The organism is Metabacillus rhizosphaerae (assembly GCF_037201795.1).
GTDB lineage: Bacteria > Bacillota > Bacilli > Bacillales > Bacillaceae > Metabacillus > Metabacillus rhizosphaerae.
In genome coordinates this window covers 770,469-789,558 of record NZ_CP147403.1, presented here as the reverse complement: position 1 = coordinate 789,558, position 19,090 = coordinate 770,469, and the positions used below count along the sequence as shown (strand labels likewise).

The following is a 19,090-nucleotide window of genomic DNA, read 5'->3' as shown; positions in this document are numbered from 1 at the left end:
GGCTATCCCCACAAACACCAATAACATGAACTTTTCCTTTAATGAAAAATCCTACCTATTGGCTCTGAGGGATCTAACCCTTAGGTTTTGAGACAGCCTATCTAGGAAATTTACTTATTAACTACTTCTTTTACTTCATCAGTTATTTTATCTCCGCCTTGTTTTTTCCAATCCTTAACAAACTTATCAAAATCATCAAGCGGTGCTGCACCCATAATAATTTTTAGGAAAACTTCATCTTCCATCTTTTTGAGATTTACCCATCTACTTTCCATTGTTTTTGTTTGTCCATAGATTTGACTGTAAACCCCGTTAATTTCTTGGTCTACAAGTGGTGACCCACCAACCATCAGCGCATAGGAACGAGTCCATGCCCCTAAATCAGCCTTTGGATCCCAGTGCTGGATACCTAATTTGTCATAAGGCTCCAATTTGACCTTTTTAATATTTTCTGCGTCTGTTACTAATAACTTATATTCTGGTTTATCTTTGAAGTCTTCAGCTGTTTTCGTACCTGCCAACACTTCCCTAAGCGCCTTAACACTATATTCAGTTTCATCAGAAGGAGCAAAAACGAGTCTCAACGGATAAAAGCCCGGGCCACCTTTACTAGGATCAAATGTGGCTTCATTCGCTAATAAGTTATTTAACATTTTCATAGCTGCTTCAGGATGTTCATAATCCTTACGTACTACCACGAAGCGGCTTGAAGGAGTACTCATGTGCGGACTATATTTTCCATCTGCATCAAGTGGTAGAGCATATGCTTGCCAATTAGCTTCTGGATTCGTATTGATCGCATCTGTTATTGGTCCATAAGGCATCCACCAAGGAGCAAAGAACATTCCTGAATCTCCACTAATAACAGATTCACCAGAATCTTCACGTACCCCCATTTCTTGATCAATTAACCCTTTAGCATACATATCTCTTAATTTAGCCAATGCATCTTTTGTTTCTGGTAAGGTGGAGCCATATACAGGCTTTCCATCTTCCCCTTCTACCCAATAGCCTGGATTGGCATTGTATGCAGAAAAGATTCCATCAAATCCATATAGGTTGTTTGTCGACTCCAGAAAATTAGCATACAATTTATTATTTGTATCTGGTCCTGAAAGACCTATTGTATCGGCCTTTCCATTACCATCCGGGTCTTGCTCAGTAAAGGCCTTTGCCACCTTCTCCAAGTCCTCAACTGTCTTCGGTGGCTCTAGTCCTAATTTGTCCAACCAATCTTGACGGATCCACAATAAGTGGACTCCATCTGCCTGTAACTGAACACTCGGGATTGCCATCATTTTTCCATCAAATGTAACACTATCTTTAGCAAGGCCATTCGTGCTTTCAAGAATTCTTTTGATAGCAGGAGAAGCATACTGTTCGTAAACTTCCGTTAAGTCCGCAAGTTGCCCAGCCTCATACATTTGTCTTAATTCCACAGGTCCAACTATCATCGCATCTGGCAAATCGTTACTAGCAATAGCCAAACTGACTTTTTGATCGTAATTTGAAGGTGATGCAGTAAAATGATGTTCTACATTAATATTTAAATTTTCCTTTACGCTTCGAGTATATTGATTATCCAAAGGTGTATCACCTGACGGTAAACTCGTATCACTTGGATCAACCTCTTGGCCAACTGTTATCGTCACCGCTTCATCGTATTTACCAAATGGATCAGGTGGATTTTCAGAATTCGTTTCTTTCGTTTGGCTCGTTTCCTCAGATGATGACCCACCATTCGTACATGCGGTAACGAAAAGTAACAGAATCGCAAGTAAAACCATCCAAGTTTGTTTATTATTACGCATACTATTTCCCCCTTTTTACTGTAATCTTTTAATCTACAAATGTACTATAACACAAATGAAACCGCTTCCAAGTTAGAAAGCGGTTGCCAGTTTAGGGAGAGTAATGACCAATTAACTTGCTCAAAACACACTTATATTTTCTTAGTTTAGAGTAATCAAACATTTCTCACCCTAAAAAAGGACATTCCTCACCCTTTTTGATTCATTTTACGGTACTCACTAGGTAAACTACCTGTTTTCTTACGAAAAGTACGGCTGAAATACTTGTCATCTGCATAGCCAGTATTCTCAGCAATCCATGTTATCGTTTTATTTGTATGCACTAAGTATTCTTTCGCTTTTTCAACCCTTACGTGACGTACATATTCATTAAATGTCATTCCTACCAAATCTTTAAAGCATTGACTAAAATAACTGCGGCTCATATTTACCCTTTTTGCTATATCTGAAGCATGAACTGGACATGCCAATTCTTCATGTATGATTCGAACTGACTTCATAATACTTTTTTGAACATCACTAGAAAATAGATTGTTCCCCATTGATTCGTTTAATAGATCTCTGATCGAGTAAAACCAATTTTCAACATCATACCAACAGCTCATTTCATCTGGTAGCTCTAACTTCGCAATGACATGGTTATAAATCCGGATCCATTCATTGACTAAGAAATACAAGAGATTAACTAATCTTGTCTTCGGCAAATGTAATGCTTTCATTTCTTTCAATAGCTTTTCAAACTCTGAGGTCTGTTGTACCCAAGCTAGAGACAACCATTGTTCCTTTAGCTTTGTAATCTTTACCTCGTCAACGAGGGATAGATTTCTTTCTAGCTCTTGTATAGATAGGTAGATCCTTTTGTTGTTTGGATGATAATCATAGAAGAACCGTTTTTCTTTATACTTAAGCAAATGCTTCTGGATTTCATTTTTATTTTTCCTTATAAGCCCATTCAGAATAATAATTCCATAATCATTATTATTGTTATCATCATCAATTGATATCCTATTTAATATGTTTTTGCAGTTTTTCTCACTTGTAGGTAACCAGAGCCAAACACCCGTATCAATCAATTCTGGTTGAAAGTCTAGTTCACCTTTTTCCTTTATGATACTTATCATACCATCGGTTTCCATAGTTGAAACAAAAGCATAACCTTCATCGATCTCCAATATCTCAGAGGAACTTTCACCTTTAAACTGTCGGTCATTTTTTCCTTTTACATCTATCATTCGCTTTTGAACTCTAGCCAAAACTTCTTCAAAACTTTCCATTTCCATTTGAACTTTAGCAATATAATCAATTGCCCCTAACCGTAAGGCATCTTGAATATATTCAAAATCTTGGTGCATGGTTAATACTACAATTGAGACACTGGGATAACGTTCACGAACATTCCTCATTAATTCAATACCTGACATCACGGGCATTGCTAAATCAGTAAATAACAAATCGATCTCATTAGACTCCATGAATTCTAGTGCCTTTTCTCCATTTTTTGCTTCTCCTACCACCTTCATATCATAATCCTGCCAGGGCATTGTCGAAGTGAGTCCTTTTCTAACTAATTTATCATCATCGACGATAAGCACTTTAATCACGAGCATCCACCTCCAAAATTGGTAGAGTCAGAAAAACACTCGTTCCCTTACCCACTAAACTTTTAATCTCTAATTTTGCCTTTCCTTCATAATGGTTTTCTAACATCCTCTTTACATAATTTAATCCGATTCCCATGCCATCCTTCTGCTGTTTCGTTTGATTTTGATTTAATAATCTATCAACAGCTTCCTCTGAGATCCCCGCACCATTATCATTAACTTCTATTTGTATGTTATGGTTATCGTTCCTCACTTCTACATAAATATAGCCTTCATCACTCAACCCATGGTAAATTGCATTCTCTACAAGCGGTTGAAGGATAAATCGAGGGACTGGATTATTCAAAATTACATCATCAGTATAAATTCGGACTTCAAATTCAAAGTCATAACGGAATTTCTGGATAGCCAAATATTGCTTCAATGTCTCGATCTCTTCCATGATCGTAGAGGTTTGTCCAGCCTTCCCTAAATTATAATACAACAACCTATTGAGAGACGTAACAAGCTGACTGATATCCTTCTGATCATTCATCACAGCGAGCCAGTTAGCAGTATCCAATGTATTCATAAGAAAGTGAGGATTGATTTGATATAATAGTTTCTCTACCTCAAGGTCAGCTCTACGCTTTTCTTTTTGTTCTATTTCCTTAAAAAGGTCTGAAATTTGATTTTTCATCTTGCGGAATTGTCTGAGCAAATAGTCAAATTCCGGAATACGTGTACGAAAGGTCTCGGATTGAAAATCGCTCTGCATCATCCAATTGATTTCTTTATCGAATTTCTGCAATGGCTTATATACCATCTTCCACAGCAACCAAGCAATGATGAGGCTTAGTACTCCAAAAATAATGGATAGGTAAATCATTTGCACAACCCATTGGTTTTTCTCTTCATTGTATTTTGCCACTGGTATTAAAGATACTATGCTCCATCCTTGATCACTCGTCTCTTTAAACCAGTAATATTCGTTTAGTAAACCCTTACCCGACTTTCCACCTTCAAAATAGGTATTTTCCTGAAAGGGATTATTGACTTCACTATATACGATCCTCCCATGATTATCTAAAATCAGGTAATAATCCTGCTCTCCAGTTTGATGTCGCTGCAAAATATTTTGCGTATGTTTTAAATCTGATTCAATATAAACATAGATATCATCTCTTTCAGGCAAGTCTACCTTTCTTAAAACAGAAAATACATATCTATTACTATGGAGTTCATTACTTATATGTGGGCCAAAGTTTGCGATTCTAAAATGATTAACTAGTAAGGGCAATCGATTAATTGTAAAGTCATTTTTTACACCAGAGGTATTAAATAAATAATTATTCTCTTCATCAGAATAATACATAGTTAAACCGATACCAGGATTAGTAAAAGTAATTTCATTCAATTTCGTCTTGATATCCTGATAATATTTTGCACGTTCATATGGTTGTTCCGTATGCAAATACGTGTCCAAATAGCCCCCAACACTCCCAGGGATGACAAGTTGCTGTGAAACATGGTTCAAGTTGTCGATTGTACTTTCAAGTGACTGTTGAACATTTTTCAAATTGCTTCGTACTCCAGAATCTAGTTTACTGCTCAGTATGGATGACATGGCATTGTATGAAATGAGTGCTGTACAGACAAAAGGAATTAGTGTACCAACAGCAAAAATAAACACGATTCTTTTTTTTAATGTAAACTGTTCCAAAAGGTTTGAAATCTTACTGTTTATTTTCATTAATTAGCATCCTTGTCTATATTTCTAGTATTATGTCTTTATCATATCATGATAAATGCACCTTGCAAGCGCTAACAGAATGTAGTTTCTGTAAAAGCTTTTCTCCCTAACAAAAGCGCAAGCGACTTGAACAGCCTCAGGCAAATAAGCTAATTTAGAATAGATGGCTTCTTTACCTTCAATTCTAAATTAGCTTATGACCTCAATAGGCTAGGCGCTGGAGCTAGATGCCAAAGCACTTATCCACAGTTCAAGATTTTATTATATTCTAAGCAACAAAAAGCAGGCTATCAGTTAAATAACTAATAGCCTGCTTCTACAATTAACCATCTAATAAGTAGATGTCTTAACTTTTTTCGCTTTACGCTTATTTATTACCTTTTTTACAATTGGATAAACAATAGGGGCCCATTTCATGATTTTTTTAATTAGTCTTTTCATAGTTACCTCCTACTTTTTTATTAATATTCCCTAGTCTATTAGAAGGTAAACATAGCCATCACCCTAATCTACGTTTTTCCAAGTATCTAACCTACCTTTGAAACTTCTTTCCCTTGCTGAAGCTGATACATCTGAAAGTACTTTCCTTTTTGGTCGAGTAACTCTTTATGACTGCCACTCTCGACAATTTCCCCGTGATCTAGGACAAGAATTTGGTCAGCATTACGAATCGTTGAAAGACGATGAGCGATGATAAATGTAGTTCTACCTTCTTTCACAATATTTAATGCTTGTTGGATCATTGCCTCAGTCTCAGTATCAATATTAGCTGTTGCCTCATCTAAAATTAAAATTGCAGGATCATACGCCAATGCGCGGGCAAAGGAGATCAGCTGCCGTTCACCAGCGGATAATGTACTACCCTTTTCAAGGACTGGTTCCTCATACTGATTTGGAAGCTTTTCAATAAATCGATCTGCTCCTACATCCTGTAGAGCCTTTTTAACCTTTTCTGTTGTAATTGCTGGATTCTCTAGACTTACATTAGTTTCGATTGTCCCCGTAAACAAAAACGGATCCTGCAGAACGATTCCCATATGCTTCCTAAGCTGTTGACGAGGAAGTTTACTTGTATCCATTCCATCAATCATAATACTTCCTCGATCAATGTCATAATAACGGAATAGAAGATTGATAATCGAGCTCTTCCCTGATCCAGTATGACCTACTAATGCGACAGTCTCTCCCTTTTTCGCTTCAAATGAGATATCTTTTAAGACATCATTTTCTCCATCATAGGAAAACGAAACATGATGAAATTTAACATTTCCCTCATATCTAGGTAATTCATCCTCATTAACAGCCTCACCTTTTTCATCTAGAAGCTCAAAAACTCTTTCAGATGCAACCCTTGCTTGTTCTAACTGTGCAAGCTGATTCACAATGTCAGTTACCGGCTGGAACAAACGGTTAAGGTAGTCAACAAACGCATAAAGCATTCCAATAGATACGATTCCTGCTGCACTTATCGATTGCCCGCCAAAATACCAAATTAGTACAACAAACGTAACATTACGAAGGACATTCACTAAGTTGTGAGAAGTCATTGAATTTAAGCTAAGTAACTTATTTTGATAGGTAAAGTGTTCTTCGTTTAACGTCTCAAATTCCTTCATTGTTTGTTCCTTACGTCGAAATGCACGAATAATTGGCATTCCTTGTATGGATTCATTAATGATCCCATTAATGTCACTTACCCTTGTTCGGATCAAGTGATTATACTTTGAGGCAACCTTTCGATAAAGCAACGTCCAAATTATGATGATTGGAACCAAGAACAGTGTAATCAACGCGAGCTTTTGATCAAGGAAAAACAATGCTACAAAGATTCCTGTCATGTAAATACCACTTGTAAAAAAGGTCGCTAACACTTTTACATATAGCTCTCTAATTGCTTCAGTATCATTTGTTACACGTGAAACAATTTTTCCAGCTGGCCGATTATCGAAATAATTGATTGGCACTCTTTGTATATGCTCAAACACATCGGTTCTCATTTTTTGAATAATACGATTAGCGGCTTTTTGAAGCATTAGTGATTTTCCATATTGGAAAAATGCCGCGATAAAAAGCAAACCAACATAAAAACTAAGCAGGAGAATGATTGGTCGGATTTCTGGTTGATAAAAAGCAAATAACTCCTGTTGATTTAATTTATCTACTTCATAGCTTTCTTCGTCAGAACCATTCGATATTGTTAGCATATCGCCACTAATTGATCTCTCGCCGTCAAAAGGGAGATGCTCATTCGTAACATAAAAGGAGCGTCCTACTTGGATAATTTGTATTTCCTCATCCCCTAAAGAGTCTCCTATAGTAACATTCGAACTTCTTTTGAAATAATGCTCGTTATACAGAACTGCTTGATCATCCTTATTTGTCACTTCAACCCAAGGGCTTTCAATTCCAATCATATGGTCATCGATCATTTTTTTTGCTAAGAAAGGCCCTGTAAGCTCAGCTGCAACAGCAAATGTTAGCATTGCAAGAGCTATTATAATCGTTTTTTTGTAGAGAAGTGCGTAATGAAGGAGGCGTCTTCCAGTTGATTTTGATTTCATTTAACTCACCTCTCCATAGGAATCAGATTGCTGCCGATCAAATTGCTCTTTATACCATTTTCCCTCTTTCAGAAGCTGTTCGTGTGTTCCTTCCTCCACAATTTCCCCTTCATCCATTACAACAATCCAATCTGCATGCTGAACAGCTGAAAGTCGATGTGCAGTAATAAACGTTGTTTTTCCCGCTCTTTCCTTACGTATATTCTCTATAATCTTCGCCTCTGTTTTTCCATCAACAGCAGACATAGCATCATCAAGTAATAGAATTTCTGGATCTTTAATTAATGCCCTTGCAATTGAAATCCGCTGCTTCTGGCCACCTGATAATGCAACACCCTTTTCACCAACAAGTGTATCTAATCCTTTTGGTAAAATAGCCAAATCATTATTAAAGGCAGCTAAATGTAGCGCCTTATCAATTTCCTCTTCACTCACTTCTTCTTTTCCAAACTGAAGATTTTCTCTGATCGTTCGTGAAAAAAGAATTTGTTCTTGTGGTACATAACCAACCCAGGAATGGACGCTGTCAATCGCAATAGTTTCTAGAGGTATACCTGATACCTTTAATTGTCCAGTCCCCAATGGATACTCCCTTAACAGCTGTTTTAACAAAGTAGTCTTTCCACTACCTGTTTTGCCTACAACTCCGATTGTTTCGCCTCTTTTTACATGCAAAGAAACGTTTTTTAAGTTCTCATTTGTTGAGGTCGGATAACGAAATGTAACATTTGAAAACACAATCGACTCTGCTACAGCTACTTCATTAGGATTGTTGTGATCCTTTACATCTGCTTCATAAGTAAGGATTTCATTTACTCGATCTAGTGAGGCATTTCCACGCTGAAGGATATTGATAAGCTCACCAACAGCAAACATTGGCCAAATTAACATTCCTAAATAAATGTTAAAACTGATTAATTCTCCTAGTGTGATGATTTGATGAAAGACTAGATAAGCACCATAGCCAAGACCAATTACATAGCTTAGACCAACGAGAATTTTTATGGTAGGTTCAAATAATGCATCGACTTTCGCAACGGCAATATTTTTGTTAAATACATCTTCTGTCATGTCATTAAAGCGTTTTTCATCTGCCTTTTCCTGTACATATGCACGGATAACTCTAACACCTGCAATTGACTCAAGCACATTGTCATTCAAATCGCCAAAGGCATTTTGAGCGACTGTGAAACGTTGGTGAATAAGCTTTCCATAATAATTAATTGCAATTGCCATAAGTGGCAATGGTAAAAGAGCAGCAATAGTTAGCTTCAAACTAATCGTAAAGCTCATTACGATTATAATAATAATCATAAAAATAGTTGAATCAATTAATGTTAAAATCCCGAAGCCTGCTGTCATTGAAATCGCCTTCAAATCATTTGTCGCTCTTGCCATTAAATCGCCTGTTCGATTCTTTTCATAAAAGCTAGGAGTCATCGATAATAAATGCCTCATAAAGCGATACCTTAAGATTCGCTCGATTAAATGAGCTCCTCCGAATAACTGGTACATCCATACATAGGTTATGCCATAGCTCAAAACAATGAGAGCACCAAAGTAAACTAGTAATTCACGTAAGCGTTCACCAGTCATCTGCCCAAATTGAATATCATCAATCGCAATTCCGATAATTTTAGGTGGTATAACATCTAATATACTGACAATGATTAATAAAGTAATCGCAACTGTGTATCGTTTCCAATACTGTTTAAAAAACCAACTTATTTTCTTAAATACTGAGAACACTGAAAGGTCCCTCCCCTATTATTAAAAGTAAATATATATTGTTAGCCACCTTTCATCCAATCTAAATAAATACGGATCACTTTTTCTTTTTCCATCTCAAAAAACTCCTTTCAAAAATTCATCCCATTCTTAACGGGCATATCTATATAAACGAGCAAAATGCTCGGTATTTAAAATAAGGCTGACTCGCCAAACTTTGTTGCTTTTAAAATAGTATTGGGTAGGTTGATTGCAGCGAGAGGATGCTCGCTTTCCGTGGGGCGGGCGATGAGCCTCCTCAGCGCGAAGCGCCTGCGGGGTCTCATCTGTCCCTCTACTCCCACAGGAGTCTCGCATATCCGCACCAATCAACCTAATCAGTTTTGTTCAAAAACAACAATCTTTTAGAAAAGAGCCTAAAAATACAAAAAGACATCATGCGTAATCGCACGATGTCATAAAAAGACACAAAATAAACGCACGTCACTAAAGTAGTAACCTGCGTTAAATGTACATAATAAGGGTAGCTTTTCACAAGAAAGTTTAGCCCATATACAACTCTTGGCGGGTCACATAACAATATGAAATTTGATGAATAATATCGACTTTTAACATTTTCATTTTGTAACCCTCCATTTCTTGTAATTTAATTTACCTTTTTTATTGTATAATTTTCCATTTGTTTCTGTCAATGGATTTTCAAAAAATAAATCCATGTTCATTCCCCTGAAAATATAATTTATTACACTTATATTCATCAGGCTGGAGTTTATGATAAAAAAGTTATACACTGAGCTTTAAAGATTAGTCCAGCTTCTTATTTTGTTCGGGTTTGTACAAAATACTTTTGGATCATTTATTCATATTTGCTAGAAACCCTCCAAGAAGGTCTTCAACACTTTCTGGCTCTTCTTGATCTTCTTCTGTTGCAGCGTGTTCCTGTCTAGCTTTTTCCCAATCAAAATTCATTAAATCATTATCCAGTTCATCATCAATAGCAAGAGGAACCTCATCCGGTTCCTCTTGTTCAACATCGATGCTTGATTCTGCTGGAATTATAAAGTTATCTTCTATTTCTTCTTGTTTTTCCTCTTGCAAATACAGTGCTTCATTAATATCCAAAGCATTACTATTAAGTGATGCCAAAATTGATGTTGCACGAATTGGATCAGCTAACAATTGATAGACAATACTCCCTAACATAGCTTCTGAATGGGAGTGTTTTAACCAATTTTTTTGGTCTTTATTTAATTGTTTTGGTAATGGAAGTGTTACCGTTTCTCTCTCTTTCGATAAAGAGCTATTAACACCCTCCAAAATAAACTCTGCCATTTTGCTAGAAAAGTTTCTTCTCTCTGTTTCTTTTAACTTTTGCAGCTGCTTTAGGATATGATCAGGTGTATCTGAAGGAAGACGGAAAGTAATTGCTTGTCCCCTTTGTATACTTGCTGAGCCCTTTTTATTCATAAGATCACCCTATTTTTGTACTGGTTGTTTCTCTGCCTTTTTTGCATTTGTGTTTATATTATTATTCTTTCTTGCATAATCTGAAATTAATTTATAGTAAGCATTTGCCATCATCCAAATGCTTTCTTTTTCGTCTTCAAAAAACTCAATGTTATAACCATCTAAACTATTATTTAACATTTTAATATAGTCTTTTAATACCATTGCTCCACCGCCAATGAAGTAACAGATCTCCGTTTGGGAATTTTTCTGCCATACATTGCGTAAGTGGCGATATTGCTTCTTAGCCAACTCTAAAAGAATACGATCTGTAATATCATGAACACTTGTCCGACTTCCTTTAACCATGATATGGTTTCGGTCGTTTTTCCGTGTGATGATTTCAACAACATCTCTACGACTATCTAACTCTACTCCATGTTTTGTACGGATTTCTTCTCTTATCGATTCAAGGGCTTCAGAGACTCCAATATTAAACCCTTGAGCTTTATCATCATCTACATTGCGATTTTTAATAACAGCAACATCTGTTGATAATCCCCCAATATCTTGGATAAGGATTCTTTTATCAATAAGATCACGGTTAATAATATTTAACTCATTATCCATTACAAGATTGATATACGCTGCAAATCCTTCTGGATAAACCTTTACTTCATCAAACTTTATATTTACTTTAATACCTTGATATTTAGGGGTTACTAAAAATTCAACTTGATGAACAGAGCTTAATAGCTGTGAGCGATAGCCTACATCCTTACCTTCTTTCACTTCACGTAGAGGTAAACCAGTTCCAAGCGTGTAACTTGCATCAATTACATTGCCTGTTTTTTTGAAAATCTCAGAATTTTTTTCTCTCACTGCGTCTAATGCTAAAGAGGCAAAAAGCATAACTAAAGTCTGATCTTCTTCTGATTTACTGCTACCTGGATCAAGTTCATTTGGATTGTCACTTTTTGTTGCTAAATTCCCAACACGATAAATGACATTATTTTCTTTTAAAGCAGGGGAGTGAACTCGAATGTGAATACCATCCAAAGGATCTTTTTCGTTTAATTCTTCGATTCCAATGACTGGTCGATCTTCTGTATCTCTTGCAATTACATTTGGTATGTACAAGTTAAAATCTAATTTTCCAAATAATGCTTTTACGCAATCATTTCCAACGTCTATTGCTGCAATTCTACTAATACTCATCCAATCATTCCTTTCATATAAAATAAATAAAGAATATGAATAAACTTTATCTATTTAATTCAAGGGTAAAGCAGTGGAAGATAATCGTCAATATTACTTTAGTTGTGTTCAACTAGAAAACAAGTTTTCAAGTTTGTATACAAATAAACAAATGTGTTTACATCCTTATATTTCAATGAGTTTACAGGTTTGTATACAAGTATACGTAATTGTAATCAAAAAGAAAACATTTCGTATACATGTATACATCGACGTAAACCTCTATTATCCCTTTCCTTTCGACACGGTTTTCTCTTTCTTTTTGCCCATATGCAAATAATGTCGCTAATTAAATGATTCTATTGTTTTTTAAGGATGCTAGACTTATCTAATATATTATAGATTTGACCAAGAATTTTTAAGAAAGCAGAAATTCCATTTGTCGAAGTATTATGAACCAAAGCTTCATATGAAATAAAGTTAGAATTGCTAAGCTTTTACGTACAAGTTATCCCCCACCCACTCTTTCAATCGATTCGTACTAGCTAGAGTGGGTTTTTCTGTGCGTTAATGTCGGCTATAGTAAACATGAAGTTCTTGAACGATTCATTGTTGGCTAACGCTAACCTAAGAAGATATGAGAAGTTCAGTAGATATTTGAAGCTCAACACTAAAACAAAGAACAAAATATATTACTTTCTGATTTCTTAAAAGAAGTATTCCTTAATAACATGAATTCAATTTGCCGTATGACAGAAAGAGGAACTGACAAGTTGTTCGATTAAATTTGACACCACTACTTCTAACAGCAATTCAACTAATATGTATACAATCTTTAAAACAGACTCTGATAATGCTCACTTTTGATTTTGGCACTTTGTTAATTGAAATTGATACTTGAGAATCCTGCGGGAGGGGAAGCGTGAACCTCCCGCGGAAAATGGGACACCTGCAACGGAAATGAACAGCCAAATTTAAAAGAGCCCTAAAATAAAGTGAAACTTTGTCAAATTCAGATTTCAAGTCTACTCTAATATTATGCATGTTAGTGCAACGTAATATTGGAAGTAGGGATAGTTACAAAACTTAAATAATCCCTCGCAAATACCTTCATACAAAACCCTATATCAAACTTTATAACCCCTTAAAATGAAGAGAATACATTAAGTTTTCGTTAAACAAGAAAACATTGTTGCGTGATTTGTTTACAAAAAGGTGTACACCTATACATTTTTGTAAACAAATAATCAGAAAATGTATACATTCAACAATACCAACATGTGTACGGGTATGTACACATGTTTACACTTCTGTATACAATACGGTTACATTTTGTTTACTTGTATACAAAATTGCAAACACCGGTTTTCTGGATGCTTTACACATGGAAATACTGCTTATATCCTTTAAGTTCGACTCAACTAATATTGTTTCCTATAATAAGATTGACTCACTGCTATACTTAAGATTACCTATAGTGATTTGATTAACTTCTTTTGCTATTATCTAAAATATAATCACTTTAATTGCTTTAATAGCAGCTTTTCCCAAATTCTCCAAGGGAGAATAAATTTCAAGATAACAGAGACTTTAACCCCCTCCCCTACCATATACCTTAAGCTCGTTTTTTTCTTTAGGGCAATACCGGCAATTAATTTAGCAACTAGTACTGGGTCACCAAATTTGTTTGTCCCTTTTTCAATATGCTGTTCAAGCTTTTTCATTTTTCCATAGTAAGGTGAATCTATTTTTAACGAATTCTCCGTTACCCGTTTACCTGATGACCAAATATTCGTTTGAAATGAACCCGGTTCTATAATTACAACGTCAATTCCAAATGGCTTCATCTCTAGTCGAAGCGATTCACTCCAGCCTTCTAACGCATGTTTTGAGGATACATATGGTGACAAGCCTGGGAATCCAACTCTACCACTTATACTACTAATAGTTATGATTCTTCCCTTACGTTGTTTTCTCATCATAGAGAGAACTGCTTGAGTGACACCGATAACCCCAAATACATTGGTCTCAAATTGTTCCCGATATTCTTCTACTGGTATCTCTTCTACAAAGCCTGCACCAGCATAACCTGCATTATTAACTAGGATATCAATCCTTCCAAGCTCCTCCATAAAGGTCTTCCAATTAGTAATTGAATGATTTGATGTAACATCTAACTCAAATAATTGGATTCTATCTTTCACTCCAAGACGTTCCGCCTGATTGACTAAAGGTAAACCTTTTTTCATATCACGCATTGTTGCAATAACGTGAAAACCTTTTTGGGCTAACTCCAACGATGTTAACAAACCAAAGCCGCTTGAGGCCCCCGTAACAACTGCAATTTGATTTTCCATACGCTCTCCCCCTCTACCCCATTTACAATTCAATATAATGAATTTTAGTCTGACCTTTCCATACTAAATGATGACAATTAAAGTCCTTCTTAACTTTTTACGTTTATCTATTAGTGTTAGAATACCATCCTCTTCTATTACATGGAAATTGAACTAGACAACATCAATTACTAACATTTTATGATAACAAAAGGCTCTTTTCTAAAAGATTGTTGCTTTTAAGACAAAAACTAATTCAGGTAGATTGGAGCAGATTGCGAGACTCCTGCGGGAGTAGCGGGACAGGTGAGACTCATGCAGGCGTTTACGCCGAGGGGCTCACCGCCCGCCCCGCGGAAAGCGAGCATCTGAAGCGGAAATCAACCACGTCGCATTACCTGGTAAATAGCTACAAAGTTTGCGAAAACAGCCTAACAAAAACACCCCCAAGTCATAATGTGACCTGGGAGTGCTTACTTTTAGGAAGTTATACCTAACCAGTGTCTATACCTATCTACCATCGAGCAGTTAACATTTTACGTCTTGTATAAAATTCTACACCATCTGATCCATTCGCATGGAGATCTCCGTAGAAGGAATTTTTCCAGCCAGAGAACGGGAAGAAGGCCATAGGTGCAGGTACTCCGATATTGACACCAAGCATACCAACTTCGATGTTTTCTCTAAAATAACGTACATTACTGCCATTAATCGTGAATAGGCATGCTCCATTTCCGAAGTCAGATTGATTCGTTAACTCAATTGCCTCTTCAAGACTCTTAACACGTACAATTGAAAGCACTGGAGCAAAAATCTCATCCTTCCAAATTTTCATTGAAGGGTTAACGTTATCAAAGATTGTTGGTCCAATAAAGTATCCATTTCCATGGTATGCCTCATCTTTACGCCCATCCCGAACAAGTGTTGCACCTTCGTTTACTCCACTTTCAATATAGCTAACTGTCCTTTTTTTATGATCTTCGCGAATGACTGGTCCTAAAAATACATCTTCTTCAAGACCGTTGCCAATTTTAATTTCATCTGCCTTTTGATTAAGCTTTTGAATTAGAGGTTCAACAACATCGTCAACAGCTACTACAACTGAACATGCCATACACCTCTCACCTGCCGAGCCATAGGCGGCAGCAATAATCTCCTTTACTGCCGTATCTAAATTGGCATCTGGCATAACAATTGAGTGATTCTTTGCACCAGCTAAAGCTTGAACGCGCTTTCCATTTGCTGAAGCTGATTTATAGATATATTCTGCTACAGGCTGTGAACCAACAAATGAGATAGCTGGAACATCCTTATGATCAAGTAGTCCATTTACAACATCGTGAGCTCCATGAATGATATTTAGTACACCATCTGGTAATCCAGCTTCTTTAAATAAATCTGCCAATCGATTCGCTAATAATGGTGTTCTTTCAGAAGGCTTTAAAACAAATGTATTACCCATCGCAATTGCCAATGGGAACATCCAGCAAGGAACCATCATCGGGAAGTTAAATGGTGTTATTCCACCAATTACTCCAACAGGATAACGATACATACCAGATTCAATATTTGTAGCAATGTCTGGTAGCTGTTTTCCCATCATTAATGACGGGGCCCCAGCAGCAAATTCTACACACTCAATTCCCCTTAGGACCTCTCCATGAGCTTCCTTAAAGCTTTTTCCGTTTTCTAATGTAATTAATCTAGCGAGATCATCCCAGTTATCTACTAATAATTGTTGATATTTAAATAGAATACGTGCACGTTTTGGAACAGGTGTTTTACTCCACAATTTGAATGCTTCCTTCGCCGCCTTAACACCGGCATCTACATCTTCTTTTGTAGAGATTGGTACTTGTGCTAATTCCTCACCAGTAGCAGGATTAGATACAATTTGATAATCATCTGTTTTAGCGTCAATCCATTCACCATTAATATAATTCTTTAAAACTTGCGTAGTTGTTGTTGTCATAAAAATTCCCCTCTCTTATCATGCTCCATAAAAAAATATTTTTTAGAATATTGAATATAAAATAACCGCTAAAACCAATACAATTGTTGGTAGTACTACACTTAGCATAAAAATTGGTCCATACGAGCGTTTATGCGTTTCCCCGCATATAGCTCTTATCGTTGTCACAACATATCCATTATGTGGTAGTGAGTCAAGTCCTCCAGATGCCAACGCAGAAATTCGGTGCATTGCACCTGGATCAAGTCCTTGTGCTAAATATATCGGCGACAATATTGGCAATGCAATTCCTAATCCACCAGAAGCTGATCCTGTTATTCCACAAATAAGAGTTACTGCGATCGCTAATCCCATTAATGGTGGTCCAGGTATATTAACTAAAGTATCAACGACAGTATCAAACGCGGTAACTTGTGCGGCAACACTTCCAAACCCAACTACAGCACACGTATTCCCTACTGCAACCAAAGCATCTTGGGCACCTTTGGCAAGTGCACCCCAGAACTCTTGTAAAAAGTTAAACATTAATACACAGGCCATAAGAATTCCGGTAGCTAACGAAATTAATGCAGCTCCTGTTGAAGATGTAAAGTTAGAAATCGTATTAAGCATTGCAATTACGGTAACTAATGGTAACACCGCAAATATAATATTTGGATATTTTTTATCTATAGATCCTGTTTCTGGCCTTTGTGCCTCAAATTCTATACTTGCTGCCATTTCATCTGCTGTTTTTGACGATGTATCATTTGGCAGGGAGAAAACCTCTCCATTTTGAACAGCCTTTTTAACCATTCTTCCTAACCACCATCCACCAACAACCATAATAAGTAGCGCCATGATTACACCAATAACGCCACCCGCAGTCGGTTTTGTCCCAAAGAACTCAGTAGGAATCAAATTTTGGATCTCAGGAGAACCAGGAGCTGTCATCGTAAAGGATATTGATCCGAATACTAAAGCAACTGGAATAAATCGATGTGGCAAATTTGCTACTTTAAATAAAGAAACCGCAATTGGGTATACGGCAAAGCCAACTACAAATAAACTAACTCCTCCGTACGTCATAATTGCTGCAGCTGCAACCACTGCAAACACCGCTCGTGAAGGTCCGAGAGTATTCTTTACCCAATTTGCAATGCTATCTGCTGCCCGAGTCGCCTGCATGATTTTACCAAAAATGGCTCCTAATAAGAAAATTAAAAACCACGATGCAAAATAGGATGTAAATCCTGTCATATAATGCTCAGTCAAGGCAGTTTCTAGGTTCAAGCCACCTGTAAGCGCAACCAATATTGCGCTAAATATAGCAGCAATTATGATATTAATACCCCTCATTGTTAAATAGATTAGTAGTATGAGTGAAGCTATCAATCCTAGCATTCCAATCATTTAATTTCCCCCTGTCCCCTGAACTACATTTACATAACCTTTTCTTCACTTGTGAATTGGTAATCAAAGCAATTATGATAGAGTTCTTCCAATTCTACTTGAGTTGGAACTCTAGGGTTATTAGCTGGACTTCCGCTATCTAAGGCATCTACTGCCATCTTACCAACAACACTCTCAAATGCTCCACGTTCAATTCCCCAACCTTTAAGGTTTGGAATATTTAGTTGCAAACAAAGATTTTTAACTGAAGTAACGGCTATTTCTGCTGCCTCTTCATTTGTCAGATTGATACTGTTAGGCTTAAATATACGCCCTAGATCAGCTAATCGGTTAATGCAAGCTTCTTTACTAAATTCTAAAACTGCAGGTAAAAGCATTGCATTTGAATATCCATGTGGGACATGAAATAATGCACCGATAGGTCTGGACATACCATGGACAAGGCATACCGAGGCATTTGTAAACGCCATACCCGCTTGTAGTGACCCTAAACTCATTGCCTCACGAGCATCAAGATCTTCCCCATTATTGTAAGCGGTTAAAATATTTTCTACTAATAACTTCATAGCAGATAACGCAATTGTGTCTGTCATTGGATGAGCACGTTTCGAAAGGTACGCCTCAATCGCATGGCTCAGAGCATCTACTCCTGTAGCTGCTGTAATATGCTGTGGAGATGTAATGGTCAATAATGGATCTACAATCGCTACATCTGGCATAAATGCAGGCTGCTTAATCATCATTTTCACGTCATTTAATGTACTGGTTATTACAGTTACATCTGTTGCTTCTGAACCAGTTCCAGCTGTTGTTGGAATTGCGATATGTGGAATTGGTGTGTTCTCTACAATTTTTTTATTTGCCCTATAATCACCAATATATCCATCATTTGTAGCTAAGACAGCAATTGCTTTCGCAGTATCAATACAGCTCCCTCCACCAATAGAAATAACAACATCACATTTTTTCTTTTTTAATAGCTCTAAGGATTCAGCAACATATTGATCTGTTGGTTCAGAATCAACACCTAAATAAATCTCACTATTCACTCCCTCTTTTTGAAGGTAGCTTTGACATTGACTTACAAGCCCGAGCTGATTCATCACTTTATCACTAACAATTAGTGCCTTTTCCCCTCTAAGTGCACTTTCTGTTCCTACATTTTTAAAAGCTTCCCGCCCGTATAAAATTGTTTGTGGTGTACGAAAAACAGCAAATTTATCCACTTGGCTAATCACTCCTTTTTTCTATATACATATACAAAGCAAGAAGTGTGCCAACTTTATCATCTTGTAAAATTAACATATAACCTAC

12 protein-coding genes are annotated in these 19,090 nt (G+C 36.6%); all 12 read right to left on the bottom strand.

The window, feature by feature from the left end; translation table 11 throughout:
- Positions 1-110: 110 nt before the first annotated feature.
- The 12 genes from WCV66_RS03930 to WCV66_RS03875 all read right to left on the bottom strand — a co-directional run bounded on the left by WCV66_RS03930 (position 111) and on the right by WCV66_RS03875 (position 19,002).
- Positions 111-1,811, bottom strand: a complete 1,701-nt coding sequence (locus tag WCV66_RS03930) for an extracellular solute-binding protein (protein ID WP_338787943.1) — start codon at positions 1,809-1,811, stop codon at positions 111-113.
- A 188-nt stretch (positions 1,812-1,999) separates the two neighbouring features.
- Positions 2,000-3,412, bottom strand: coding sequence for a response regulator transcription factor (locus WCV66_RS03925; RefSeq protein ID WP_338787942.1), 1,413 nt, complete (start codon positions 3,410-3,412; stop codon positions 2,000-2,002).
- A complete protein-coding gene (locus WCV66_RS03920; RefSeq protein ID WP_338787941.1) occupies positions 3,405-5,144 on the bottom strand; it encodes a sensor histidine kinase in 1,740 nt (579 codons plus the stop codon). The genes WCV66_RS03925 and WCV66_RS03920 overlap by 8 nt, the downstream gene beginning before the upstream one ends.
- A 330-nt stretch (positions 5,145-5,474) precedes the next feature.
- Entirely contained in the window at positions 5,475-5,585 is a 111-nt protein-coding gene (locus WCV66_RS03915) for a hypothetical protein (protein WP_338787940.1), read from the bottom strand.
- 86 nt (positions 5,586-5,671) lie between these two features.
- Positions 5,672-7,705 carry an ABC transporter ATP-binding protein gene (locus WCV66_RS03910; RefSeq protein ID WP_066338443.1) on the bottom strand — a complete coding sequence of 678 codons (2,034 nt, stop codon included), beginning with the start codon at positions 7,703-7,705 and terminating at the stop codon, positions 5,672-5,674.
- Positions 7,706-9,454 carry an ABC transporter ATP-binding protein gene (locus tag WCV66_RS03905; RefSeq protein WP_338787939.1) on the bottom strand — a complete coding sequence of 583 codons (1,749 nt, stop codon included), beginning with the start codon at positions 9,452-9,454 and terminating at the stop codon, positions 7,706-7,708.
- Between the two features lie 831 nt (positions 9,455-10,285).
- A complete protein-coding gene (locus tag WCV66_RS03900; protein ID WP_338787938.1) occupies positions 10,286-10,900 on the bottom strand; it encodes a hypothetical protein in 615 nt (204 codons plus the stop codon).
- 9 nt (positions 10,901-10,909) lie between these two features.
- Entirely contained in the window at positions 10,910-12,097 is a 1,188-nt protein-coding gene (locus WCV66_RS03895; protein WP_338787937.1) for a ParM/StbA family protein, read from the bottom strand.
- A 1,496-nt stretch (positions 12,098-13,593) separates the two neighbouring features.
- Positions 13,594-14,433, bottom strand: a complete 840-nt coding sequence (locus WCV66_RS03890; protein WP_338787936.1) for an oxidoreductase — start codon at positions 14,431-14,433, stop codon at positions 13,594-13,596.
- A 493-nt stretch (positions 14,434-14,926) separates the two neighbouring features.
- The gene (locus WCV66_RS03885) at positions 14,927-16,384 is read right to left on the bottom strand and encodes a CoA-acylating methylmalonate-semialdehyde dehydrogenase (RefSeq protein WP_066338462.1); all 1,458 of its coding nucleotides are present in this window, start codon (positions 16,382-16,384) and stop codon (positions 14,927-14,929) included.
- Positions 16,385-16,426: 42 nt separating this feature from the next.
- A complete protein-coding gene (locus tag WCV66_RS03880) occupies positions 16,427-17,776 on the bottom strand; it encodes a GntP family permease (protein WP_066338464.1) in 1,350 nt (449 codons plus the stop codon).
- Between the two features lie 29 nt (positions 17,777-17,805).
- Entirely contained in the window at positions 17,806-19,002 is a 1,197-nt protein-coding gene (locus WCV66_RS03875) for an iron-containing alcohol dehydrogenase (RefSeq protein WP_066338466.1), read from the bottom strand.
- Positions 19,003-19,090 lie beyond the last annotated feature (88 nt).

Coding starts and splice junctions, on each gene's coding strand:
- WCV66_RS03930 (WP_338787943.1), bottom strand. CDS start 1,811: ATGCGTAATAATAAACAAACTTGGATGGTTTTACTTGCGATTCTGTTA.
- WCV66_RS03920 (WP_338787941.1), bottom strand. CDS start 5,144: ATGAAAATAAACAGTAAGATTTCAAACCTTTTGGAACAGTTTACATTA.
- WCV66_RS03915 (WP_338787940.1), bottom strand. CDS start 5,585: ATGAAAAGACTAATTAAAAAAATCATGAAATGGGCCCCTATTGTTTAT.
- WCV66_RS03910 (WP_066338443.1), bottom strand. CDS start 7,705: ATGAAATCAAAATCAACTGGAAGACGCCTCCTTCATTACGCACTTCTC.
- WCV66_RS03900 (WP_338787938.1), bottom strand. CDS start 10,900: ATGAATAAAAAGGGCTCAGCAAGTATACAAAGGGGACAAGCAATTACT.
- WCV66_RS03895 (WP_338787937.1), bottom strand. CDS start 12,097: ATGAGTATTAGTAGAATTGCAGCAATAGACGTTGGAAATGATTGCGTA.
- WCV66_RS03890 (WP_338787936.1), bottom strand. CDS start 14,433: ATGGAAAATCAAATTGCAGTTGTTACGGGGGCCTCAAGCGGCTTTGGT.
- WCV66_RS03885 (WP_066338462.1), bottom strand. CDS start 16,384: ATGACAACAACAACTACGCAAGTTTTAAAGAATTATATTAATGGTGAA.
- WCV66_RS03880 (WP_066338464.1), bottom strand. CDS start 17,776: ATGATTGGAATGCTAGGATTGATAGCTTCACTCATACTACTAATCTAT.